Annotated in this window: 20 protein-coding genes and 1 riboswitch; of the genes, 3 read left to right on the top strand and 17 right to left on the bottom strand. The window is 63.5% G+C overall.

Annotation, left to right across the window (positions count from 1 at the left end; all coding sequences use genetic code 11):
* Nucleotides 1-17: 17 nt before the first annotated feature.
* The 17 genes from FJW08_RS25050 to FJW08_RS24970 form a co-directional block, all read right to left on the bottom strand.
* Nucleotides 18-1,688, bottom strand: a complete 1,671-nt coding sequence (locus FJW08_RS25050) for a ribonuclease J (RefSeq protein WP_140812710.1) — start codon at nt 1,686-1,688, stop codon at nt 18-20.
* A 95-nt stretch (nt 1,689-1,783) separates the two neighbouring features.
* Nucleotides 1,784-2,605, bottom strand: coding sequence for a biotin--[acetyl-CoA-carboxylase] ligase (locus FJW08_RS25045; RefSeq protein WP_140812709.1), 822 nt, complete (start codon nt 2,603-2,605; stop codon nt 1,784-1,786).
* Between the two features lie 4 nt (nt 2,606-2,609).
* Nucleotides 2,610-4,046 carry an NADH-quinone oxidoreductase subunit NuoN gene (gene nuoN, locus FJW08_RS25040; RefSeq protein ID WP_140812708.1) on the bottom strand — a complete coding sequence of 479 codons (1,437 nt, stop codon included), beginning with the start codon at nt 4,044-4,046 and terminating at the stop codon, nt 2,610-2,612.
* A gap of 19 nt (nt 4,047-4,065) precedes the next feature.
* On the bottom strand, nt 4,066-5,571 hold the full coding sequence (locus FJW08_RS25035) for an NADH-quinone oxidoreductase subunit M (protein WP_140812707.1): 1,506 nt from the start codon (nt 5,569-5,571) through the stop codon (nt 4,066-4,068).
* On the bottom strand, nt 5,571-7,544 hold the full coding sequence (nuoL, locus tag FJW08_RS25030; protein WP_140812706.1) for an NADH-quinone oxidoreductase subunit L: 1,974 nt from the start codon (nt 7,542-7,544) through the stop codon (nt 5,571-5,573). The genes FJW08_RS25035 and nuoL overlap by 1 nt, the downstream gene beginning before the upstream one ends.
* Nucleotides 7,545-7,554: 10 nt before the next feature.
* A complete protein-coding gene (nuoK, locus tag FJW08_RS25025) occupies nt 7,555-7,863 on the bottom strand; it encodes an NADH-quinone oxidoreductase subunit NuoK (RefSeq protein ID WP_140758028.1) in 309 nt (102 codons plus the stop codon).
* A 1-nt stretch (nt 7,864) separates the two neighbouring features.
* Nucleotides 7,865-8,485 (bottom strand): NADH-quinone oxidoreductase subunit J, encoded by a 621-nt coding sequence (locus tag FJW08_RS25020; RefSeq protein ID WP_140758029.1) that lies wholly within the window; start codon nt 8,483-8,485, stop codon nt 7,865-7,867.
* Nucleotides 8,486-8,726: 241 nt separating this feature from the next.
* Entirely contained in the window at nt 8,727-9,218 is a 492-nt protein-coding gene (gene nuoI / locus FJW08_RS25015) for an NADH-quinone oxidoreductase subunit NuoI (protein WP_027025978.1), read from the bottom strand.
* The gene (gene nuoH, locus FJW08_RS25010) at nt 9,218-10,261 is read right to left on the bottom strand and encodes an NADH-quinone oxidoreductase subunit NuoH (protein ID WP_015317345.1); all 1,044 of its coding nucleotides are present in this window, start codon (nt 10,259-10,261) and stop codon (nt 9,218-9,220) included. Before nuoH ends, nuoI begins: the two co-directional genes overlap by 1 nt.
* 2 nt (nt 10,262-10,263) lie before the next feature.
* Nucleotides 10,264-12,345, bottom strand: coding sequence for an NADH-quinone oxidoreductase subunit NuoG (gene nuoG, locus FJW08_RS25005; protein ID WP_140812705.1), 2,082 nt, complete (start codon nt 12,343-12,345; stop codon nt 10,264-10,266).
* 73 nt (nt 12,346-12,418) lie between these two features.
* Nucleotides 12,419-13,108, bottom strand: coding sequence for an NADH-ubiquinone dehydrogenase (locus FJW08_RS25000; protein WP_140812704.1), 690 nt, complete (start codon nt 13,106-13,108; stop codon nt 12,419-12,421).
* A 66-nt stretch (nt 13,109-13,174) separates the two neighbouring features.
* Nucleotides 13,175-14,479: an NADH-quinone oxidoreductase subunit NuoF gene (gene nuoF / locus FJW08_RS24995; RefSeq protein ID WP_015317342.1), complete on the bottom strand. Its 1,305-nt coding sequence runs from the start codon at nt 14,477-14,479 to the stop codon at nt 13,175-13,177.
* 10 nt (nt 14,480-14,489) lie between these two features.
* A complete protein-coding gene (locus tag FJW08_RS24990; protein ID WP_140758032.1) occupies nt 14,490-15,770 on the bottom strand; it encodes an NADH-quinone oxidoreductase subunit E in 1,281 nt (426 codons plus the stop codon).
* Entirely contained in the window at nt 15,771-16,961 is a 1,191-nt protein-coding gene (locus FJW08_RS24985) for an NADH-quinone oxidoreductase subunit D (protein ID WP_140758033.1), read from the bottom strand.
* Entirely contained in the window at nt 16,962-17,564 is a 603-nt protein-coding gene (locus FJW08_RS24980; RefSeq protein WP_140812703.1) for an NADH-quinone oxidoreductase subunit C, read from the bottom strand.
* A gap of 4 nt (nt 17,565-17,568) precedes the next feature.
* Nucleotides 17,569-18,150, bottom strand: coding sequence for an NADH-quinone oxidoreductase subunit B (locus FJW08_RS24975; RefSeq protein WP_013894808.1), 582 nt, complete (start codon nt 18,148-18,150; stop codon nt 17,569-17,571).
* The gene (locus FJW08_RS24970; protein ID WP_010910112.1) at nt 18,141-18,506 is read right to left on the bottom strand and encodes an NADH-quinone oxidoreductase subunit A; all 366 of its coding nucleotides are present in this window, start codon (nt 18,504-18,506) and stop codon (nt 18,141-18,143) included. The genes FJW08_RS24975 and FJW08_RS24970 overlap by 10 nt, the downstream gene beginning before the upstream one ends.
* 332 nt (nt 18,507-18,838) lie before the next feature.
* Here FJW08_RS24970 and FJW08_RS24965 point away from each other — a divergent pair, with 332 nt between their 5' ends.
* From FJW08_RS24965 to cobW, 3 genes are all read left to right on the top strand, one after another.
* Nucleotides 18,839-20,038: a winged helix-turn-helix domain-containing protein gene (locus FJW08_RS24965; protein ID WP_140812702.1), complete on the top strand. Its 1,200-nt coding sequence runs from the start codon at nt 18,839-18,841 to the stop codon at nt 20,036-20,038.
* A 29-nt stretch (nt 20,039-20,067) separates the two neighbouring features.
* A riboswitch (cobalamin riboswitch) is annotated at nt 20,068-20,275 on the top strand.
* A gap of 37 nt (nt 20,276-20,312) precedes the next feature.
* Nucleotides 20,313-20,741, top strand: a complete 429-nt coding sequence (locus FJW08_RS24960; RefSeq protein WP_140812701.1) for a DUF1636 family protein — start codon at nt 20,313-20,315, stop codon at nt 20,739-20,741.
* Nucleotide 20,742: 1 nt separating this feature from the next.
* Nucleotides 20,743-21,780 (top strand): cobalamin biosynthesis protein CobW, encoded by a 1,038-nt coding sequence (gene cobW / locus FJW08_RS24955; RefSeq protein ID WP_140812700.1) that lies wholly within the window; start codon nt 20,743-20,745, stop codon nt 21,778-21,780.
* Nucleotides 21,781-21,794 lie beyond the last annotated feature (14 nt).

Below are 21,794 nucleotides of genomic sequence, written 5' to 3'. Positions count from 1 at the left end.
ATGTCCAGCGATTGCCCTCACCGGGTGACGAACACCGTCACCAGCGGTTTCTTGCCCCAGGCTTCGTTGGCCGCGCCGCGCACCGCGCGCCGCACCGCCTCCTGCACGAGGTCGAGGTCCTTGCGGCGCTGGCGGGGGATCGAATCGACCGCGCCGACGGCCGCATCGATCATCAGATCCTCGAGCGTCTCGCCGCGTGCATCTGCCTCGGCGACGCCGATTGCGACCAGATCGGGATCGCCGGCCAGTTCATACTTCTCGTCGAGCACGACATTGACCGCGACATGGCCGGCAAAGGACAATTTGCGCCGGTCGCGAATACCCATCGCCTGATCGGTGCCGATCAGGTTGCCGTCCTTGTAGACACGGCCGAACGGCACCTGGTCTATGATGGTGGCCGGACCTGGCGCGAGCCGCAGCATGTCGCCGTCGCGCACTTGCGCCACCTGGCCGATGCCGGACGTCGACATCAGCGAACCCTGCGCCACCAGATGCGCGGCCTCGCCATGCACGGGAACGCCTATCTGCGGACGCACCCACTCATACATCTTGCGCAGTTCACTGCGCCGGGGATGGCCGGAGACGTGTACCAGCGCATCGCCGTCCTCGATGATCTTGATGCCGAGATCGATCAGGCGGTTCTTGATTTCGAGGATCGCCTTCTCGTTGCCGGGAATGGTGCGCGAGGAAAACACCACCGTGTCGCCCGCCGTCAGCGACACCGATTTCATCTCGTCGCGCGACAGCTTGGCCAGCGCCGCCAGCGGCTCACCCTGGCTGCCGGTGCAGATGATGACCAGGTTCTCGCGCGGGATGAAACCGAAATCCTCCTCGGCGATGAACTCCGGCAGCCCGTCCATATAGCCAAGCTCGTCAGCCACATCGATGACGCGCTTCAGTGAGCGGCCGAGCACGAGGCACTGGCGGCCGGCATCACGCGCCGCCCGGGCGATCGAGACGATGCGTCCGACATTGGAGGAGAAGGTGGTGACGGCGACGCGGCCCTTGGCGGCCTGGATGACGCCTTTCAGGCCCTCGCCGACGGCCACTTCCGAAGGCGACTCGCCTTCGCGCAGCGCATTGGTCGAATCGCAGATCAGCGCCAGCACGCCCTTGTCGCCATAGGCGCGGAAGCGCGCCTCGTCGGTCTTGGGTCCGATCGTCGGTTCCGGATCGATCTTCCAGTCGCCAGTATGGATGACGGTGCCGGCCGGCGAGGTGATCGCCAGCGACATCGGTTCGGGAATGGAGTGCGCCACCGGAATGGCTTCGATCTCGAAGGGACCGACAGTGAACTTTTCGCCCGCCCGGTAGATCGTCAGCGGGATCTTCGGCGCGCCCTGCTCGCCCTGCCGCTTGGCTTCCAGCAGCCCGGCGCTGAACGGTGTCATCCAGACCGGCGCCTTCAGCTTCGGCCAGGTGTCGAGCAACGCGCCGTAGTGGTCCTCATGCGCGTGGGTGATGATGATGCCGCGCAAATTGGCGAGGTTCTCCTCGATGAAGCGCGTGTCGGGCAGGATCAGGTCGACGCCCGGATGCGCCGCGTCGGGAAAGGTGACGCCGACATCGATGACGATCCACTCGCGCGCGCTCGGCGGGCCGTAGCCGTAGAGGGCGAAGTTCATGCCGATCTCGCCGACGCCACCGAGCGGCACGAAGACGAGTTCGGCGTTGTCCGCTTTCGCCATGATTTTTCCCTTCCTTGGCCCTCAGGCCAAGCCGTTAATGCAATTCCAGAAAAAGTATCTAACGGTTTTCAGTCCGGAATTGCTCAAAAACAAAACTATACCCGCGCGGACGCAACCGCGCCGAAATGCACATCGCCGGCGGCGACCGTCAGAACAGACCCCTCATCGTCGCGGATCACGAAACGGCAGTCCTCGTCAATGGTCTCGAAGACGCCACGCACCACATTACCGTCAATTCTGACAGCAACCTCGCCGCCAAGGCCCGCTGCGCGGGCAAGCCAACGCTTCCTGATGGCGGCAAGGCCACGGCCTTCGTCCCAAAGGCGGGCATTCTCGCTCCAGGCATCCGACAGCGCCAAAAACAGCGTTTCGGCATCGCAAGCCGCGCCCAATGCATGAAGCGATGTCGCGGGATACGGCAAATCCCGCGGGTGCGCCACCACGTTGACGCCGATGCCGACCGCCACCGCGAATCGGCCACCGTCAAGCATCGCCGATTCCAGGAGGATGCCGGCGAGCTTGGCTCCGGAGGCGAGCACGTCGTTCGGCCATTTCAGCTCGAAGCGGTTCTGTCCCTGGCTCGCGCCGTCGAGGCCTATCGCGATGCGGCCCTTCGGCACCACCGCGTCGAGTGCGTCGGCCAACGCCAGCCCGGCGACAAAGCCGAGCGTCGCGGCAAGGCGAAGTTCGCCGCCGGTGATGAGGAGCAGCGTCGCCGCCAGATTGCCTTCCGGCGTTGCCCAGGCACGGCCACGCCGGCCGCGCCCGCTTTCCTGCTTCTTGGAAACGACCCAGAGCTTGCCCGAGTCGCCCGCCCGGGCATGGTCCAGCGCCAGCGCGTTGGTGGAGCCGACACTGTCATGCGCCTCGAGCCGGAACCCTTCCGACGCCGCGGTTGGAGCCAGCCGAAATGCCATCCCGTCAGAAAAATGGCTTGGCGGCGGCTTCGGCATAGGTGCCGATCGGCCCGCCGATCAGCACATAGAACAGCACGAAGGCGCCACTGACGCCGAGCACGACACGCAATTCGCTGGCCATCGGCACGAAGCCGCCGACCGGCTCATCGAACCACATGATCTTGATGATGCGCAGATAGTAGTAGGCGCCCACCACCGAGGCCAGCACGCCGATGATCGCCAGCGCATAGAGATTGGCGTTGATGGCGGCGAGGAAGACGTACCATTTTCCCCAGAAGCCGGCGAGCGGCGGAATGCCGGCCAGCGAGAACATCAGGACGGTCAGGATCGTCGCCATCACCGGGTTGGTCGACGACAGGCCGGCGAGATCGCTGATCTGCTCGACATTGCCTTCCTTGCGCCGCATGGCGAGGATGAAGGCGAAGGTGCCAAGCGTCATCACCAGGTAGATCAGCATGTAGATGGCGACGCCGCGCACACCGGCCTGGCTGTTGGCGGCAAGGCCCACCAGCGCATAGCCCATATGACCGATCGAGGAATAGGCCATCAGCCGCTTGATGTTGGTCTGACCGATCGCGGCGAAGGCGCCAAGCGCCATCGAGGCGATCGAGATGAAGACAATGATCTGCTGCCAGTCGGAAGCGATCGGCTTGAAAGCGCCCATGGTGACGCGCACGATCAGCGCCATCGCCGCCATTTTCGGTGCCGCCGCGAGGAAGGCCGTCACCGGCGTCGGCGCGCCTTCATAGACGTCGGGCGTCCACATGTGGAACGGCACGGCCGAGATCTTGAAGGCAAGCCCGGCCAGCACGAAAACCAGGCCGACGACGAGGCCGAGCTGGCGCTCGCCGCCGCCAAGCGCCGTGGCGATCTCGTGGAAGCCCAAGTTGCCGGTGTAACCATAGACCAGGCTGATGCCGTAGAGCAGCATGCCCGAGGACAGCGCACCGAGGACGAAATATTTCAGGCCGGCCTCGGTCGAACGCAGATTGTCGCGATTGATCGCCGCCAGCACATAGATCGCCAGCGACTGCAGTTCGAGGCCGAGATAGAGCCCGATCATACCGTTGGCCGAGATCATCAGCATCATGCCGAGCGTGCAAAGCAGGATCAGCACCGGATATTCGAACTTGTCGAAACGCTCCACCTTGGCAAAGCGCATCGACATGACGAGCGTCACCGCCGAGCCGACCAGCGCCAGCACCTTCATGAAGCGGGCAAAGGAATCCTGGATGAAGGCGTTGCCATAGGCGCTGCCCTGCCCTGCGTGGAAGATCAGCCAGGCGCCTGCGATCACCAGCACGGCGACGGCAAGGCCGGTCACCGTATTGGCGGTGTTGGAACGCGAATAGGCCCCGACCATCAGCAGCGCGAGCGCGCCGATGGCAAGAATCAGCTCGGGCGTCGAGAGCGACAGGCTGGAGAGAAGGTCCGGCGTCATGGTTCGCAAAACCCCTGGGTCAGTTCGCCGCCGCGGTCTGCGCGGCGCCGATGGATGCGGTGACATTGGTGACGAGCGACTTGACCGACTGGGCCGTCGCGTCGAAGACGGGTGCGGGATAGACGCCGAAGAAGATGACCAGCACGACCAGCGGATAGATGATCACCTTCTCGCGGGTCGACAGATCGAGCAGCCCCTTCAGGCTGTCCTTGGTCAGCGCGCCGAAGATAACCCGGCGATAGAGCCAAAGCGCGTAGGCGGCCGACAGGATGACGCCGGTGGCGGCGAAGAACGCCACCCAGGTGTTGACGCGGAACACGCCGAGCATGGTCAGGAACTCGCCGACGAAGCCTGACGTGCCAGGCAGGCCGACATTGGCCATGGTGAAGATCATGAACGCGGTGGCGTATTTCGGCATGTTGTTGACAAGGCCGCCATAGGCCGCGATCTCGCGCGTATGCATGCGGTCATAGATGACGCCAACGCACAGGAACAGCGCGCCCGAGACCAGGCCGTGGCTGAGCATCTGGAAGATCGCGCCCTGCACGCCTTCCTGGTTCATGGCGAAGATGCCCATGGTGACGAAGCCCATATGGGCGACCGACGAATAGGCGATCAGTTTCTTCATGTCCTCCTGCATCAGCGCCACCAGCGAGGTGTAGATGATGGCGACGACCGACAGCGTGAACACCAGTGGCGCGAACATTTCGGACGCCAGCGGAAACATCGGCAGCGAGAAACGCAAGAAGCCGTACCCGCCCATTTTCAAGAGGATGGCGGCCAGGATGACCGAACCGGCCGTCGGTGCCTCGACGTGCGCGTCCGGCAGCCAGGTGTGCACCGGCCACATCGGCATCTTCACCGCGAAGGAGGCGAAGAAGGCTAGCCACAGCCAGGTCTGCATGTTGGCCGGGAAGCTGTGCGTCAAAAGCGTCGGGATGTCGGTGGTGCCGGACTGGTAGAACATCGCCATGACGGCGAGCAGCATCAGCACCGAGCCGGCCAGCGTATAGAGGAAGAACTTGAACGAGGCGTAGACGCGCCGCTTGCCGCCCCACACACCGATGATGATGAACATCGGGATCAGGCCGGCTTCGAAGAAGACGTAGAACAGCACGATGTCCAGTGCGCAGAACACGCCAATCATCAGCGTCTCGAGCAGCAGGAAGGCGATCATGTACGCCTTGACGCGCTTCTCGATCGCTTCCCACGACGCCAGGATGCAAAGCGGCATCAGGAAGGTCGTCAGGATGACGAACAGCATGGAAATGCCGTCGACGCCCATATGGTAGGAAATGCCGGAATCGAGCCAGGCGACCTTTTCGACGAACTGGAAGCCGGCCTGCGAATTGTCGAAGCCGGTCCAGATCAACAACGACACCAGGAAGGTAAACGCCGTGGTTATGAACGCGATGGCGCGAATGTTGCGGCGCGCGTTTTCGCTGTCATCGTTGATGAACAGGATCAGCAGCACACCAACCAACGGCAGGAAGGTGACCAGCGAGAGGATTGGCCAAGCGGTCATCAGAGCATCATCCAGGTGACGAGTGCGGCAACGCCGATCAGCATGGCGAAGGCATAGTGGTACAGATAGCCGGTCTGCAGCTTGACGACGCGGTTGGTGACATCGACGACGCGGGCCGAAATGCCGTCCGGCCCCAGGCCATCGATGATGGTCCCGTCGCCGGTCTTCCACAGGAAGGAGCCGAGACGCTTGGCCGGACGCACGAACAGGAAGTCGTAGAGCTCGTCGAAATACCACTTGTTGAGCAGGAAGGCGTAGAGCCCGCGATGCTGGGCAGCGAGATTCCTCGGCATTTCCGGCGAACGGATGTAGAACTGCCAGGCCAGCGCCAGGCCGATCAGCATGGCGATGAAGGGCGAGAGCTCGACCCACAGCGGCAATTCGTGGATCTCGTGCAGGATGTGATTGTCCGCCAGCGTGAATAGCGACGCCTTCCAGAACTCGGCATAGCCTTCGCCGATGAAGGCGCCGTGGAAGATGATGCCGGCAAACAGCGCACCCGCCGCCAGGATGAACAGCGGCACCAGCATCACCGGCGGCGATTCATGGACGTGATGCATCACCTCGTGGCTCGCCCGCGGCTCGCCGTGGAAGGTCATGAAGATCAGCCGCCAGGAATAGAAAGAGGTGAAGCCGGCGGCGATGACCAGAGCCACGAAGGCCAGGACCGCGACGGAATTGTGCCCGGCAAAGGCGGTTTCGATGATGGCGTCCTTGGAGAAGAAGCCGGCGGTGCCGATGACGGTCACCGGAATGCCGACGCCGGTCAGCGCCAGGGTGCCGATCACCATCATCCAGTAGGTGGTCGGGATCAGCTTCCTCAAACCGCCCATCTTGCGCATGTCCTGCTCGTCGGAGACGGCATGGATGACCGAGCCAGAGCCGAGGAACAGCAGCGCCTTGAAGAAGGCGTGCGTGAACAGGTGGAAGATCGCCGCGCCATAGGCGCCGACACCGAGCGCCACGAACATATAGCCGAGCTGCGAGCAGGTCGAATAGGCGATGACGCGTTTGATGTCGTTCTGGACGAGGCCGACGGTCGCCGCGAAGAAGGCGGTGAAGGCGCCGATGAAGGTCACCACCGTCAGCGCCGAATGCGATAATTCGAACAGCGGCGACAGCCGTGCCAGCATGAACACGCCCGCCGTCACCATCGTGGCGGCATGGATGAGCGCCGACACCGGGGTCGGGCCTTCCATGGCGTCCGGCAGCCAGGTGTGCAGCGGCACCTGCGCCGACTTGCCCATGGCGCCCATGAACAGCAGCAGGCAGACGACGGTCATCGCCGCCTGCTTGTCGAGCGCATGGCCGAGGAAGGTGAGCACGGCCGCACCCTGCGGCGCGCCTTCGGCAGGAATGAACGTCGCTGCATTGGCGAAGATCGTGCCGAGATTGACCGAGCCGAACAGCACGAAGACGCCGAAAATGCCGAGCGCGAAGCCGAAATCGCCGACGCGGTTGACGACGAAGGCCTTGATGGCGGCGGCATTGGCCGACGGCTTCTTGTACCAGAAGCCGATCAGCAGGTAGGACGCGAGGCCCACCCCTTCCCAGCCGAAGAACATCTGCACAAGATTGTCTGCCGTCACCAGCATCAGCATGGCGAAGGTGAACAGCGACAGATAGGCGAAGAAGCGCGGCCGGTTCGGATCGTGGTGCATGTAGCCGATCGAATAGATGTGAACCAGCGCCGACACGGTGTTGACCACCACCAGCATCACCACCGTCAGCGTGTCGATCCTGAGTGCCCAGGAGGCGTCCAGGCCGCCGGACTGGATCCAGTGCAGCACCGGCACGGTGAACACCTCGCCATGGCCGAAGCCGACGGAGAAGAAGGCGATCCATGACAGCACGGCCGCGATCACCAGGAAGCCGGAGGTGATGTATTCGGATGCCTTGGCACCGAGCGACGTGCCGAACAGGCCGACGATCAGGAAGCCGAGCAGTGGAAGGAAGACGATGGCCTGATACATGGTGGTTCCGTCAACCCTTCATGGCGTTCACGTCTTCGACCGCGATCGAGCCACGGTTGCGGAAGAAGACGACGAGAATGGCAAGTCCGATGGCGGCCTCAGCCGCCGCGACCGTCAGCACGAAGAGCGCGAACACCTGGCCGACCAGGTCGCCGAGCGCCGCCGAAAAGGCGACGAAGTTGATATTGACCGCGAGCAGGATCAATTCGATCGACATCAGGATGACGATGATGTTGCGGCGGTTGAGGAAGATGCCGAACACGCCGAGCGTGAACAGGATCGCCGATACGGTCAGATAATGTGCGATGCCGACGACCATCTCAGACTCCTTCGCCCGACTTGACCTTGCGGATTTCCATGCCGGTCGCCGCTGTGCGGCCGACCTGAGCTGCGATCGACTGCCGCTTGACCCCTTCCTTGTGGCGCAACGTCAGCACGATGGCGCCGATCATGGCGACCAGCAGGATGAGGCCCGAAATCTGGAAGTAGTAGAGGTAGTCGGTATAGAGGATGTCGCCGAGCGCTGCCGTGTTCGAGCGCGTTGCAAGATCCGGAATGGGCTTTGCGACGGTCGAGGCGAGCTTGGGCGCGAAGGTGTAGCCGCCCAGCACGATGATCAGCTCCGCCGCCAGGATCAGCCCGACCAGCGCGCCGATCGGCGCGTATTGCAGGGCTCCCTCCTTCATCTCGGCGAAGTCGACGTCGAGCATCATGACGACGAACAGGAACAGCACCATGACGGCGCCGACATAGACGACGAGCAGGATCATCGCCAGGAACTCGGCGCCGGTCAGCATGAAAAGGCCGGCGGCGTTGAAGAAGGTCAGGATCAGGAACAGCACCGAATGCACGGGGTTGCGCGACGAAATGACCATGAACGCCGACGCCACCGCGACAAAGGCGAAGAGGTAGAAAAAGGCCGCCTCTAGTCCACTCAGCATTGGGGATCCCCCGGGTTCCTGTCCAAACAGGACAATCGTCCTGTTCGTTATCTCTGGCTTCGTCCCACTTCCGGTACGGAAGCCGCGTTGTCCTATCGCATGTTCCGATCGGGTTGAAATACCCGATCGAAAGAAACGTGCGACACTTTTGTCTTCCGGAGGATGATCTTGTCCGAAAAGTCCGCAACTTTTCGGGATCACCCTCTAGACGAGGCCTCTCGCCCCGTCCATGCGTCAAATATCAGCGGTACGGCGCATCCAGCGAGATGTTGCGCGCCAGTTCGCGCTCCCACCGGTCGCCATTCGCCAGCAGCCTGTCCTTGTCGTAGTAGAGTTCCTCGCGTGTCTCCGTCGCGAACTCGAAATTCGGCCCCTCGACGATGGCGTCGACCGGGCAGGCTTCCTGGCAGAAGCCGCAATAGATGCACTTCACCATGTCGATGTCGTAACGCACCGTGCGCCGCGTGCCGTCATTGCGGCGCGGGCCGGCCTCGATGGTGATCGCCTGCGCCGGGCAGATCGCCTCGCACAGCTTGCAGGCAATGCAGCGTTCCTCGCCATTGGGATAGCGGCGCAGCGCATGCTCGCCGCGGAAGCGCGGACTGATCGGCCCCTTCTCGTGCGGATAGTTGATCGTCTCCTTCGGCGCGAAGAACTGGCGCATCGACAGGAAGAAGGCGCTGACGAAATCCTGCAGCAGCAGCGATTTTGCGGCCTGGGAAAGAGCGGACATCACGCAAACCCCGTGATCTTGAGGAAGGCCGCGGTGGCGACGACCATGAACAGCGAGATCGGCAGGAACACTTTCCAGCCCAGCCGCATCAGCTGGTCGTAGCGGTAGCGCGGCACGAAGGCCTTCACCATCGAGATGCCGAAGAACACGAAGCAGACCTTCAGCACGAACCAGATGACCCCGGGCACCCAGGTGAAGGGTGCGAAGTCGAAGGGCGGCAGCCAGCCGCCGAGGAACAGGATGGTGGCCAGGGCGCACATCAAGACGATCGCGACATACTCGCCGAGGAAGAACAGCAGGAACGGCGTCGACGAATATTCGACCATGTGGCCGGCGACCAGCTCCGATTCGGCTTCGACCAGATCGAAGGGCGGACGGTTCGTCTCGGCCAGGGCCGAGATGAAGAAGATGACGAACATCGGGAACAGCGCCAGCCAGTTCCAGTCGAGGAACGTGTTGGGCAGGCCAAGCCGCGTACCGAGCCCACCCTGCTGCGACAACACGATATCGCTGAGGTTGAGCGAGCCGGCGGTGAGCAGCACGGTGACGATGACGAAGCCGATCGAGACTTCATAGGACACCATCTGCGCGGCCGAGCGCAGCGCGCCGAGGAACGGATATTTCGAGTTGGACGCCCAGCCGCCCATGATCACGCCATAGACCTCCAGTGAGGAGATGGCGAAGACATAGAGGATACCGACATTGACGTTGGCGATCGCCCAACCCTGGCTGACCGGAATGACCGCCCAGGCCGAGATCGCCAGCACGGCGGAGACCAGCGGCGCCAACAGGAAGACGCCCTTGTTGGCGCCGGACGGGATGACCGGTTCCTTGAACACGAACTTCAACAGATCGGCGAAGGCCTGCAGCGTGCCCCAGGGGCCGACGACGTTCGGGCCGCGGCGAAGCTGCACGGCCGCCCAGATCTTGCGGTCGGCATAGAGGATGTAGGCGACGAAGATCAGCAGCACGACGATCAGCACGACCGACTTCAGCAGGATCAGCAGCGCCGGCAGCACGTAGAAGGAGAAGAAGGTGTCCATGCTTATTCCGCCGCCTGCTTGAAGCCGCTCTTGGCCAGCGCCGAGCATTCCGCCATCACGGCCGATGCCCGCGCGATCGGGTTGGTCAGATAGAAATCCTTGACCGGCGAGGTGAACGTGCCCTTGTTCAGCCGCCCGCCGAGCTTCGCCACGCCGGCGATGTCCTCGGCATTGCCGGCCGCGACCTGGTCGATGCGGGCGAGATGCGGGTATTCGCCATAGAGCTTGGCGCGCAGCTGCGGCAGCGAATCGAACGGCAGTTTCTTGCCCAGCACATCGGACAGTGCCCTGAGAATCGCCCAGTCCTCGCGCGCATCGCCCGGTGCGAAGCCGGCGCGGTTGGTCTGCTGCACTCGACCCTCGGTGTTGACGTAGGTGCCGGATTTTTCGGTATAGGCCGCCGCCGGCAGGATGACATTGGCGCGGTGCGCGCCGGCGTCGCCATGCGTGCCGACATAGACGACGAAGCCGCCGCCGGTCTTGCTCATGTCGATCTCGTCGGCACCGAGCAGGAACAGCACGTCCGTCTCGCCCAGCATGCCGGCGACGTTCTTGCCACCCTCGCCCGGCACGAAGCCGAGATCGAGGCCGCCGACGCGCGCCGCTGCAGTGTGCAGCACGGCAAAACCGTTCCAGTCGGCGCGGGCGGCATTCACGGCCGCGGCGAGCCTGGCCGCCTGGCCGAGCACGGCCGCGCCATCTGCGCGCGCCAGAGCGCCCTGGCCGACGATAACAAGCGGGTGCGTCGCCTTCTTCAGCGTCTGGAAGAACTTGCCGTTGCCATCAGCCAGATCCTTCAGCGAGTCCGGCCCGGCGCCCAGTTGCTCGTAGTCGTAGCGCGTATCGCCGATATCGCCGATGACGCCGACCGGCAGATTGCCGAGGCGCCAGCGCTTGCGGATGCGGGTATTGAGCACCGAGGCCTCGAAGCGCGGATTGGCGCCGATGATCAGCACCGCGTCGGCCCGCTCGATGCCTTCGATGGTCGGATTGAAGATATAGCTGGCGCGTCCGAGCGCCGGATCGAGCGCGGCGCCATCCTGGCGGCAATCGATGTTCTTCGATCCGAGCGAAGCCATCAGAAGCTTCAACGCAAAGATTTCCTCGACCGCCGCGAGATCGCCCGCGATCGCGCCGATCCTCTCAGGCGTCGTCTTCGACACCGCGTCCTTGATCGAAGCGAACGCTTCGGCCCAGCTCGCCGGAACCAGCTTGCCGTCCTTGCGCACATAGGGCCGGTCGAGGCGCTGCGTGCGCAGGCCGTCCCAGATGAAGCGGGTCTTGTCGGAAATCCATTCCTCGTTCACGGCCTCGTTGACGCGCGGCAGGATGCGCATCACTTCGCGGCCACGGCTATCGACGCGGATCGCCGAACCGACGGCATCCATGACGTCGATGGATTCGGTCTTGGTCAGCTCCCACGGCCGCGCCTGGAAGGCAAAGGGCTTGGAGGTCAGCGCGCCGACCGGGCAGAGATCGATGACATTGCCCTGCAGCTCCGACGTCATCGCCTGTTCGAGATAGGTGGTGATCTCGGCATCCTCGCCACGGCCGATCAGGCCGAGTTCGGAAATGCCGGCAACCTCGGTGGTGAAGCGGACGCAGCGCGTGCAGTGGATGCAGCGGTTCATCACCGTCTTGACCAGCGGGCCGATGTACTTGTCTTCCACCGCGCGCTTGTTCTCGTGATAGCGCGAGGAATCGACGCCGAAGGCCATCGCCTGGTCCTGCAGGTCGCACTCGCCGCCCTGGTCGCAGATCGGGCAATCCAGCGGGTGATTGATCAGCAGGAATTCCATCACGCCTTCCCGGGCCTTCTTGACCATCGGCGTGTTGGTGAAGATTTCCGGCGGCTCGCCATTCGGACCGGGGCGCAGGTCGCGCACGCCCATGGCGCAGGAGGCCTGCGGCTTGGGCGGCCCGCCCTTCACCTCGATCAGGCACATGCGGCAATTGCCGGCGATCGACAGCCGCTCATGGAAGCAGAAGCGCGGCACTTCCGCGCCCGCGTCTTCCGCCGCCTGCAGCAGCGTGTAGTGGTCGGGTACAGTAATTTCTTTCCCGTCGACCTTGAGCTTTGCCATTCGTCTCAAACCCCTGCGGATTTCCCGCAATCTCATTTCCCGGGCGCGACAGAAGCAGCGCCCGACATTTCGTTTACTTCTTGGCGGCCAGCGCCGCGGCCTGGGCAGTCCAGTCGTCACGGCCAATGCGGCCCTTGAACGACAGATAGTCGTCGACCCAGGCGATCTCTTGCGGCGACCATGCGGCGACTTGGGCGAACGTCCAGATACCGAGGCCGTTCAGCACCTTCTCCAGCTTCGGACCGATGCCCGATATCGCCTTCAGATCCGAAGGCTCCGCCGGCCTGTCCATGGCCTTGGGCTGACGGAAATCCTCGGGCATCAGCACACCGGGAGCACCGTCCGTTGCCGGACCTGCATCGGCCACGGGCGCCGTGATGGGGGCTTCCTTGGCGGCAATGTCCGTAACTTCCTGCGCAAAGGACTGCGCCTCGGCAATCATGGTCTTCGCCGTCGCCCGCGCCCTGGTGGACGACGCGTCTTCGAATTGCTCGACGCGGGCCTCGAAATCCTCGATCAGCGGCTGCATGAGGCGCTGTGACGCCTCGGCGGCACCCGAAAGCGCGCCCATCCAGACGCCGAAGGCTTGATTGGCGAGCCCCATGCCAAGCGCCGACATCGCCACCGCACCCGCGATAGGGTGCGCGAAAAGGTTGACGGCGCTGGCCATCTCCTTCGGCATCATCCTGGTCAGGTCCTGGTTCATCTTCTCGATCTGGTCCAAATTGGGCATCAACGGGTAGGGTGTCGAATACGGCGCCATAGAGTTCTCCTGGTCGTTTCTTCGTTCGCCCCGCCCCGATTTCTTCCCGCGTTCAAGAGTTTCTTTTTATTCCGCCGCCACCATCACCGGTTCGGCCCGGTGCGCGTTGCGCGAAAACTCGTCGATGCGCCGCTCCACCTCACCACGGAAATGCCGCATCAAGCCCTGGATCGGCCATGCCGCCGCATCACCCAGCGCACAGATCGTGTGACCCTCGACCTGCTTGGTGACGTCGAGCAGCATGTCGATCTCGCGCTTCTGCGCCTCGCCGCGCACCAGCCGCTCCATCACCCGCCACATCCAGCCGGTGCCCTCGCGGCACGGCGTGCACTGGCCGCAGCTTTCATGCTTGTAGAAGTAGGACAACCGCGCGATCGCCTTCACGACATCGGTCGACTTGTCCATGACGATGACGGCGGCCGTGCCGAGGCCGGATTTGAGGTCGCGCAGCGCGTCGAAATCCATCGGCGTGTCGATGATCTGCTCGGCCGGCACCAGCGGCACCGAGGCGCCGCCCGGAATGACGGCGAGCAGATTGTCCCAGCCGCCGCGGATGCCGCCGCAATGCGTCTCGATCAGTTCGCGGAACGGGATCGACATCGCCTCTTCGACGGTGCACGGATTGTTGACGTGGCCGGAAACGCAGAACAGCTTGGTACCGACATTGTTGGGCCGGCCGAAGGACGAGAACCAGGCCGCACCCCGACGCAGGATGGTCGGCGCCACCGCGATCGATTCGACGTTGTTGACCGTCGTCGGGCAGCCATAGAGCCCGACATTGGCCGGGAATGGCGGCTTCAGCCGGGGCTGGCCCTTCTTGCCTTCGAGGCTTTCCAGCAGCGCCGTTTCCTCGCCGCAGATATAGGCGCCCGCGCCGTGATGCATGTAGATTTCGAAATCGTAGCCCGACGTGTTGTTCTTGCCGATCAGCTTGGCCTCGTAGGCCTCCTCGATCGCTCGCTGCAGCGCCTCGCGCTCGCGGATGAACTCACCGCGCACATAGATGTAGGCGGCAATCGCGCCCATGGCGAAGCCGGCCAGGAACGCGCCTTCGACCAGCGTGTGCGGGTCGTTGCGCAGGATATCGCGGTCCTTGCAGGTGCCGGGCTCGGATTCGTCGGCGTTGATGACGAGATAGCTCGGCCGGCCGTCGCTCTGCTTGGGCATGAACGACCATTTCAGCCCGGTCGGGAAGCCGGCGCCGCCGCGTCCGCGCAGGCCCGACGCCTTCATCTCGTTGACGATCCACTCACGCCCCTTGGCGACGATGCCGGGCGTGTTGTCCCAGGCGCCGCGTGCCATGGCGCCGGCCAGCGACTTGTCGAAGAGGCCGTAGATATTGGTGAAGATGCGGTCTTTGTCCTGAAGCATTTTTCGTCCCTCAGACCGGCTTCTTGCCGAAGACGCGGATGTATTCGGCGACGCCGCCCTTGGCGAGCGCCTTGGCTTGGCGGACCCAGTCGTCGCGGTCGATGCGGCCCTGGAAGGAGAGATAGCCGTCGACCCACTCGCGTTCGGCCTTCTTCCACGACGCGACCTGCGCGAAGGTGAAGATGCCTAGTGTGTGCAGGATACCCTCGATCTTCGGGCCGACCCCGGAGATCAGCTTGAGATCGTCGACCGCGGCCGGCCTGTCGATACCGGCTGGGCGATTCTTGTCCTCCAGCGACGGCTTTGCCGGCTTTGCGGCTCGCACCTTGGCTTCCGGCGCCTTGAATGCCGATGCCGGTTCGGCCCTGACCGTCGGTCCACTGCGCTGCTTGGAGACCTTCTCGACTTCCGGCGCTGCCTTGTTGGCATTGGCGGCCGAATGCAGCGGCGCAGCAACGCTCGCCGCCTTCTCCGTCGCCGGCGCCACCTTGGCCTTTGAAGGCGTCTTCAACACCGGGCTGGTCTCGGGCGTATCGGTTTTCGGCTTGCTGGCGTTGGACGGCGCGACAGGGCCGGCAGCCGGTGCCGGCACCGGCGCGGCGATGATCGCGTCGGGCGCCGCCTTGGCGGCCTTGGCTGCTTCCCGGGCTTCCCGGTCGCGGGTCGACTTGAGGATCGCCTTTTCGCTCTTCAGCGTCGTCAAACCGGAGGCCGGCTCCGAGCCGGTGCGGCCGTTCTGCGGTCCCGGCGTCACCGAAGCGCCCTTGCCGGAGTCATAGAGATCGATGATTTCGGCCAGACGCTCGGGTGTCAGATCCTCGAACGTATCCTTGAACACCATGACCATCGGTGCGTTGACGCAGGCGCCGAGGCACTCGACCTCCTCCCACGACAAGGTGCCCTTGTCGTTGGTATGGAACTGGTCGTGATGGATTTTCGAGCGGCACACATCCATCAGCGCTTCCGAGCCGCGCAGCATGCAAGGCGTGGTGCCGCAAACCTGGATGTGCGCACGGGTACCAACAGGATTCAACTGGTACTGCGTGTAGAATGTCGCGACCTCGAGCCCCCGAATACGCGGCATGCCGAGCATGTCGGAGATCGTCTCGATCGCCGCCTTGGTGACCCAGCCTTCCTGCTCCTGCGCTATCATCAGCAAGGGAATGATCGCCGACTGCTCGCGGCCCTTCGGATACTTCTTGATCCATTGCTTGGCAGCCGCCGCGTTCGCCTTGTTGAAGGCGAAGGAGGCTGGCTGGACGCTGGCTTCTGCGAGACGGCGGACTGACATTTAGCGATCGACCTCACCAAACACGATGTCGAGGGAGCCGAGAACGGCGGTGACGTCGGCCAGCATGTGGCCGCGGCACAGGAAATCCATGGCTTGCAGATGCGCGAAACCGGGGGCGCGCAGCTTGCAGCGGTAGGGCTTGTTGGTGCCGTCCGAGACCAGATAGACGCCGAACTCCCCCTTCGGCGCCTCGACCGCCGCATAGACCTCGCCGGCCGGCACGCGGTAGCCTTCGGTATAAAGCTTGAAGTGATGTATCAGCGCTTCCATCGAGCGCTTCATCGCCGCGCGCTTGGGTGGCACCACCTTGCCGTCGAGGTTCGACACCGGGCCGGTGCTTTCCTTGCCGAGCAGCAGGTCGACGCACTGGCGCATGATCCGTGCCGACTGGCGCATTTCTTCCATGCGCAAGAGATAACGGTCGAAGCAGTCGCCGTTCTTGCCGATCGGGATGTCGAAATCCATCTCGGAGTAGCACTCATAGGGCTGCGACTTGCGCAGGTCCCACGGCGAGCCCGAGCCGCGCACCATGACGCCCGAGAAGCCCCAGGCCCAGGCGTCGGCCAGCGAAACGATGCCGATATCGACATTGCGCTGCTTGAAGATACGGTTGCCGGTGAGCAGCTTGTCGAGATCGTCGAGCGATTTCAGGAACGGGTCGATCCACTTGCCGATGTCCTCGACCAGCTGCCGCGGCAGGTCCTGGTGGACGCCGCCGGGCCGGAAATAGGCGGCATGCATGCGCGAGCCGGAGGCGCGCTCATAGAACACCATCAGCTTTTCGCGCTCGACGAAGCCCCACAGCGGCGGCGTCAGCGCGCCGACGTCCATCGCCTGCGTCGTCACATTGAGGATGTGCGACATGATGCGGCCGATTTCGCAATAGAGCACGCGGATCAGTTGGCCGCGCCTCGGCACCTCGATGCCGAGCAGGCGCTCGGCGGCGAGCGCGAAGGCGTGCTCCTGGTTCATCGGCGCGCAATAGTCGAGCCGATCGAGATAAGGCACCGCCTGCAGATAGGTTTTTGCCTCGATCAGCTTTTCCGTACCGCGATGCAGCAGGCCGATATGCGGATCGACGCGGTCGACGACTTCGCCGTCGAGTTCCAGCACGAGGCGCAAAACACCATGCGCCGCAGGGTGCTGCGGGCCAAAATTAATGTTGAAATTGCGAACGGAGGTTTCAGCCATTTACTGCTTTGCCTTCTCGTCCCCGGGCAGCACGTAATCCGTGCCTTCCCAAGGGGAAAGAAAATCGAAATTGCGGAATTCCTGCTTGAGCTCGACCGGCTCGTAGATGACGCGCTTGGCTTCGTCGTCGTAGCGCACTTCGACGAAACCGGTCAGCGGGAAATCCTTGCGCAGCGGATGGCCTTCGAAACCGTAGTCGGTCAGCAGGCGGCGCAGGTCCGGATGGCCCGAGAACAGCACGCCATAGAGATCGTAGGTCTCGCGCTCGAACCAGTCGGCGCCGGGATAGATGCCGGTGATCGACGGCACCATCGTCTCCTCGTCGGCCTGCACCTTGACGCGGATGCGCACATTCTGTTTCGGCGACAACAGGTGATAGACGACGTCGAAGCGCTTGGCCCGCGACGGATAGTCGGCACCGCAGACATCGATGATCGAGATGAATTGGCAGCGCGCATCGTCGCGCAGGAAAGTCATCACTTCGACCAGATCGCCCGGCTCGACCTGGACGGTGAGCTCACCATAGGCGAGCACCGCATCGCCGAAGCGGCCAGGCAGCTTCTCGCCGAGATAGGTCGACAGTTCGCTAAGGGAGGCGGCCATGGATTTACCGTTCGATCGTGCCGGTGCGGCGGATTTTCTTCTGCAGGAGAAGAATGCCGTAGAGCAGGGCTTCGGCGCTCGGCGGGCAGCCGGGCACATAGATGTCGACGGGCACGACGCGGTCGCAGCCGCGCACCACCGAATAGGAATAATGATAATAGCCGCCGCCATTGGCGCAGGAGCCCATCGAGATGACGTAGCGCGGCTCCGGCATCTGGTCATAGACCTTGCGCAGCGCCGGCGCCATCTTGTTGGTCAGCGTGCCGGCCACGATCATGATGTCGGACTGGCGCGGAGACGCGCGCGGCGCGACGCCGAACCGCTCCGAATCGTAGCGCGGCATCGAGGTGTGGATCATCTCGACCGCGCAGCACGCCAGGCCGAAGGTCATGAACATCAGCGAGCCGCTGCGCGCCCAGGTGATCAGCGCCTCGGTCGAGGTGACCAGAAAACCCTTGTCGGCAAGCTCGTTGTTGATTTCGAGGAAGAAGGGATCGTCCTGCCCCACCGGCTTGCCGGTGTTGGGGTCGATGATACCCTTGGGCTTTGGCGCGACGAGGGTGCCTGAACTGTCGTTCAATCCCATTCCAGCGCTCCTTTTTTCCATTCATAGGCAAAGCCGATTGTCAGCACTGCCAAAAACACCATCATCGACCAGAAACCGAGCATGCCGATCTTCGAGAAGGACACCGCCCAGGGAAACAGGAAGGCTACTTCGAGATCGAAGATGATGAACAGGATCGACACCAGGTAGAAACGGATGTCGAACTTCATGCGGGCGTCGTCGAACGAGTTGAATCCGCATTCATAGGCGGACAGCTTCTCGGGATCCGGGTTTCGGTAGGCTACCAGGAACGGCGCCGCGAGCAGCGCCAGGCCGACCACCAGCGCCACGCCGATAAACAGGACGATGGGCAGGTACGAACTGAGGAGTGCGTTCATGCAGCGGCTTTCCGTTGGCGCCAATCCACGTTGATTACAGCACCGGACCTTAATGCGGAAGCGTGACAGATTAACCGCTGAACCGTTTTAAGGAGCCTATGCTGCAACGCGGCGAGGGTTAGCGCAGCACTTCCAGCGAAGCAAGTCAAACCTTGTTCAAAACACCGAGCTGGACGGCAATCCGGGAGAAACTGGTCCCATATGCTCCTGTTTGATTTCCTTCGTCTTTTACTCCACTTTTCTCTCCTGACAAGGTTGCCGCCAAAACCCTGCTAGCATGGACAGGAATCACCCCCCGCAACGCCAGACAGGTCCACCAGAGACGCATCCGCATGAAGGAAAAGATCTCGCTTGCCGCCGCCCGGCGCATCGCGCTCGCCGCTCAGGGATTTCTCGATCCCCGCCCCGCCGGCACGCCCGACCGCCGCCACTTCGCCCGCGTTCTGTCTCGCACCGGCCTGCTGCAGATCGATTCCGTCAGTGCGGTGGTTCGCGCCCATTACATGCCCCTCTATTCGCGTCTTGGCCCCTATCCCCTCGCTTTGCTCGACAATGCCGCCGTGACGCGAAAGCGCACTGTGTTCGAATACTGGGCGCACGAGGCCTCGTTCCTGCCCGTCGAGACCTACCCGCTGATGCGCTGGCGCATGCGGCGCGCCGAGCAAGGCGATGAAATGTATCTGGGGCTGGCCAAATGGGGCCGCGAGCACGCCCCCTATATAGAAGAGATCTACCGCGAGGTCGTGGCACGCGGCCCGATCGCCGCTTCCGCGCTGGAAGGCCAGAAAGGCTCCGGCGGCTGGTGGGGCTGGAGCCACGCCAAGCACGCCTTCGAATGGCTGTTCTGGGCCGGGCGCATCACCACCGCGCACCGGCGCGGCTTCGAGCGCTTCTACGACCTGCCGGAGCGCGTGCTGCCGCAGGCGATCCTCGACCTGCCGGTACCGACCGCCGAGGATGCACATCGCGAATTGCTGCGCATCTCCGCCCGCGCCCATGGCGTGGCGACATCGGGCGACCTGCGCGATTATTTTCGACTCTCCCCCGCCGACATGAAAGGCCGCCTGGAGGAACTGGTCGAGACCGGCGAGTTGCTGCCGGTCCGTGTCGAGGGCTGGGACAAGCCGGCTTACCTCCATAGGGGCGCGCGCTTGCCACGCAAGATCGAGGCCCGCGCCCTGCTGGCGCCGTTCGATCCGGTCGTCTTCGAGCGCTCGCGCAGCGAGCGGCTGTTCGATTTCCACTACCGTATCGAGATCTACACCCCGGCCGACAAGCGCCAATATGGCTACTATGTCCTGCCCTTCCTGCTCGGCGACAGGATCGTGGCGCGCGTCGACCTCAAGGCCGACCGGCCGGCAAGTGTCCTGCGTGTCCATGCCGCCTACGCCGAGCCCGGCGCACCGCCCGAAACCGCCGCTCAGCTCTCCGAGGAATTGAAGCAGATGCAGGGCTGGCTTGGCCTCGAACGCATCGAAGTGACGCCCGCCGGCGACCTGGGCCCGGCGCTGTCCGACATCGCGGTGTCGTAAGCTCGCGTTGACACCGCTGCCCGCAAGAGCCTAAATCCAATCCAGACGGTCTCCTCTCGGCAAAGGGAGGAGCCAAGAGGGAATGCGGTGCGGGATTGAAAATCCCAAATCCGCGGCTGTCCCCGCAACTGTGAGCGAAGAGCCAAGGCCGAAAGCCACTGGGATTGTCCCGGGAAGGCGGCTACCCAAGGCGATGACCCGCGAGCCAGGAGACCTGCCGTCTGGAATGCAAGTATCCGATCGTCCGGCGGGTTTTCCGGGCAAGGAGCCTGATTTGGATCGCGACGGCAGTTTTTCGGCTGAAACAACGGACATTTCGTCCGGCGGGGATGATTCCCTGGCCGGCATCACTGTCATCGTCTGCGCCTCCTGTCGCGACGAGACCGGCTCCGATGCTCATCCCCGGGCCGGCGAACTTTTGGCTGAAGATACGCGCCAAGCCGCCTCGGGCGACAACATCCGCATCCGCACCGTCGAATGCCTCGGCAATTGCAAGCGCCGGCTGAGCGCCGCGATCCTGCGCGACGGATGCTGGAGCTATGTGTTTGGCGATCTGACCCCGACCAGCGGTGCCGATCTCGTCACCGGCGCGAAACTCTTCGCCACCTCCAGCGACGGCCTCATTCCCTGGCGGGGCAGGCCCGATAGCCTCAAACGCGGCCTCGTTGCCCGCATCCCTCCCCTCGACATGCTGAAAGACTGATATGACCGCATCCGTTTCCCGCGTTCCCTGCACCGTCGTCACCGGCTTCCTCGGCGCCGGCAAGACGACCCTTGTCCGCCATCTTCTGGAAAACGCCGGCGGCAAACGGATTGCCATCATCGTCAACGAGTTCGGCGACATCGGCATCGACGGCGAAATCCTCAAGGGCTGCGGCATCGACACCTGCCCCGAGGAAAACATCGTCGAACTGGCCAATGGCTGCATCTGCTGCACCGTCGCCGACGATTTCGTGCCGGCGCTCGACCAGATCCTGTGCCTGACGCCGAAGGTCGACCATATCCTGATCGAAACCTCGGGCCTCGCTCTGCCCAAGCCGCTGGTCCAGGCTTTCCAGTGGCCGTCGGTGAAGAGCCGCGTGACCGTCGATGGCGTCATCGCCGTGGTCGACGGTCCCGCACTTGCCGAAGGCCGGGTTGCCAACGACATGGAAGCCCTGCAGGCGCAGCGCGCCGGGGATGAAAGCCTCGACCATGATGATCCGGTCGAGGAAGTGTTCGAGGACCAGATCGCCTGCGCCGATCTGATCATCCTGTCGAAGAGCGACCTGATGGACGCCGACGGCTCGGCCCGCGCTAACAGCATCATCGGCGAACACGCCGCCCGCGCCGTGAAGATCGTGCCGACGTCTCATGGCAAGGTCGATCCCTCGGTGCTGCTCGGCCTCGGGCTCGCCGTCGAGGACGATATCGAGAACCGCAAATCCCATCACGACGGCGCATTCGACCACGAGCATGACGACTTCGACACGTTCATCGTCGACATTCCCTCGATCGCCAATCCCGACGAGCTGGCAAAGCGCGTCGCCGCGGCCGCCGAACAGGAGAACGTGTTGCGGGTGAAAGGCTTCGTCGAGGTCGGCGGCAAGCCGATGCGGCTCCTGCTGCAGGCCGTCGGCCCGCGCGTCAATCACTACTATGACCGCGCCTGGACCGCCGGGGACGACCGTCGTTCGCGCCTGGTCGTCATCGGCCTCAAGGGGCTGAACCGGCCGGCGATCGAACGCATACTCGCCGGCTGATTTTCGGGCACGGG

It is taken from the genome of Mesorhizobium sp. B3-2-1, from assembly GCF_006439515.1.
GTDB lineage: Bacteria > Pseudomonadota > Alphaproteobacteria > Rhizobiales > Rhizobiaceae > Mesorhizobium.
Note: the sequence above shows the minus strand (reverse complement) of the source record. Positions and strands in the feature narration are given on the sequence as shown.

Excerpts from the sequence above, each read along its gene's own strand:
- FJW08_RS25050 (WP_140812710.1), bottom strand. The coding sequence starts at position 1,688 with ATGGCGAAAGCGGACAACGCCGAACTCGTCTTCGTGCCGCTCGGTGGC.
- FJW08_RS25045 (WP_140812709.1), bottom strand. The coding sequence starts at position 2,605 with ATGGCATTTCGGCTGGCTCCAACCGCGGCGTCGGAAGGGTTCCGGCTC.
- nuoN (WP_140812708.1), bottom strand. The coding sequence starts at position 4,046 with ATGACGCCGGACCTTCTCTCCAGCCTGTCGCTCTCGACGCCCGAGCTG.
- FJW08_RS25035 (WP_140812707.1), bottom strand. The coding sequence starts at position 5,571 with ATGACCGCTTGGCCAATCCTCTCGCTGGTCACCTTCCTGCCGTTGGTT.
- nuoL (WP_140812706.1), bottom strand. The coding sequence starts at position 7,544 with ATGTATCAGGCCATCGTCTTCCTTCCACTGCTCGGCTTCCTGATCGTC.
- nuoK (WP_140758028.1), bottom strand. The coding sequence starts at position 7,863 with ATGGTCGTCGGCATCGCACATTATCTGACCGTATCGGCGATCCTGTTC.
- FJW08_RS25020 (WP_140758029.1), bottom strand. The coding sequence starts at position 8,485 with ATGCTGAGTGGACTAGAGGCGGCCTTTTTCTACCTCTTCGCCTTTGTC.
- nuoI (WP_027025978.1), bottom strand. The coding sequence starts at position 9,218 with ATGTCCGCTCTTTCCCAGGCCGCAAAATCGCTGCTGCTGCAGGATTTC.
- nuoH (WP_015317345.1), bottom strand. The coding sequence starts at position 10,261 with ATGGACACCTTCTTCTCCTTCTACGTGCTGCCGGCGCTGCTGATCCTG.
- nuoG (WP_140812705.1), bottom strand. The coding sequence starts at position 12,345 with ATGGCAAAGCTCAAGGTCGACGGGAAAGAAATTACTGTACCCGACCAC.
- FJW08_RS25000 (WP_140812704.1), bottom strand. The coding sequence starts at position 13,108 with ATGGCGCCGTATTCGACACCCTACCCGTTGATGCCCAATTTGGACCAG.
- nuoF (WP_015317342.1), bottom strand. The coding sequence starts at position 14,479 with ATGCTTCAGGACAAAGACCGCATCTTCACCAATATCTACGGCCTCTTC.
- FJW08_RS24990 (WP_140758032.1), bottom strand. The coding sequence starts at position 15,770 with ATGTCAGTCCGCCGTCTCGCAGAAGCCAGCGTCCAGCCAGCCTCCTTC.
- FJW08_RS24985 (WP_140758033.1), bottom strand. The coding sequence starts at position 16,961 with ATGGCTGAAACCTCCGTTCGCAATTTCAACATTAATTTTGGCCCGCAG.
- FJW08_RS24980 (WP_140812703.1), bottom strand. The coding sequence starts at position 17,564 with ATGGCCGCCTCCCTTAGCGAACTGTCGACCTATCTCGGCGAGAAGCTG.
- FJW08_RS24975 (WP_013894808.1), bottom strand. The coding sequence starts at position 18,150 with ATGGGATTGAACGACAGTTCAGGCACCCTCGTCGCGCCAAAGCCCAAG.
- FJW08_RS24970 (WP_010910112.1), bottom strand. The coding sequence starts at position 18,506 with ATGAACGCACTCCTCAGTTCGTACCTGCCCATCGTCCTGTTTATCGGC.
- FJW08_RS24965 (WP_140812702.1), top strand. The coding sequence starts at position 18,839 with ATGAAGGAAAAGATCTCGCTTGCCGCCGCCCGGCGCATCGCGCTCGCC.
- cobW (WP_140812700.1), top strand. The coding sequence starts at position 20,743 with ATGACCGCATCCGTTTCCCGCGTTCCCTGCACCGTCGTCACCGGCTTC.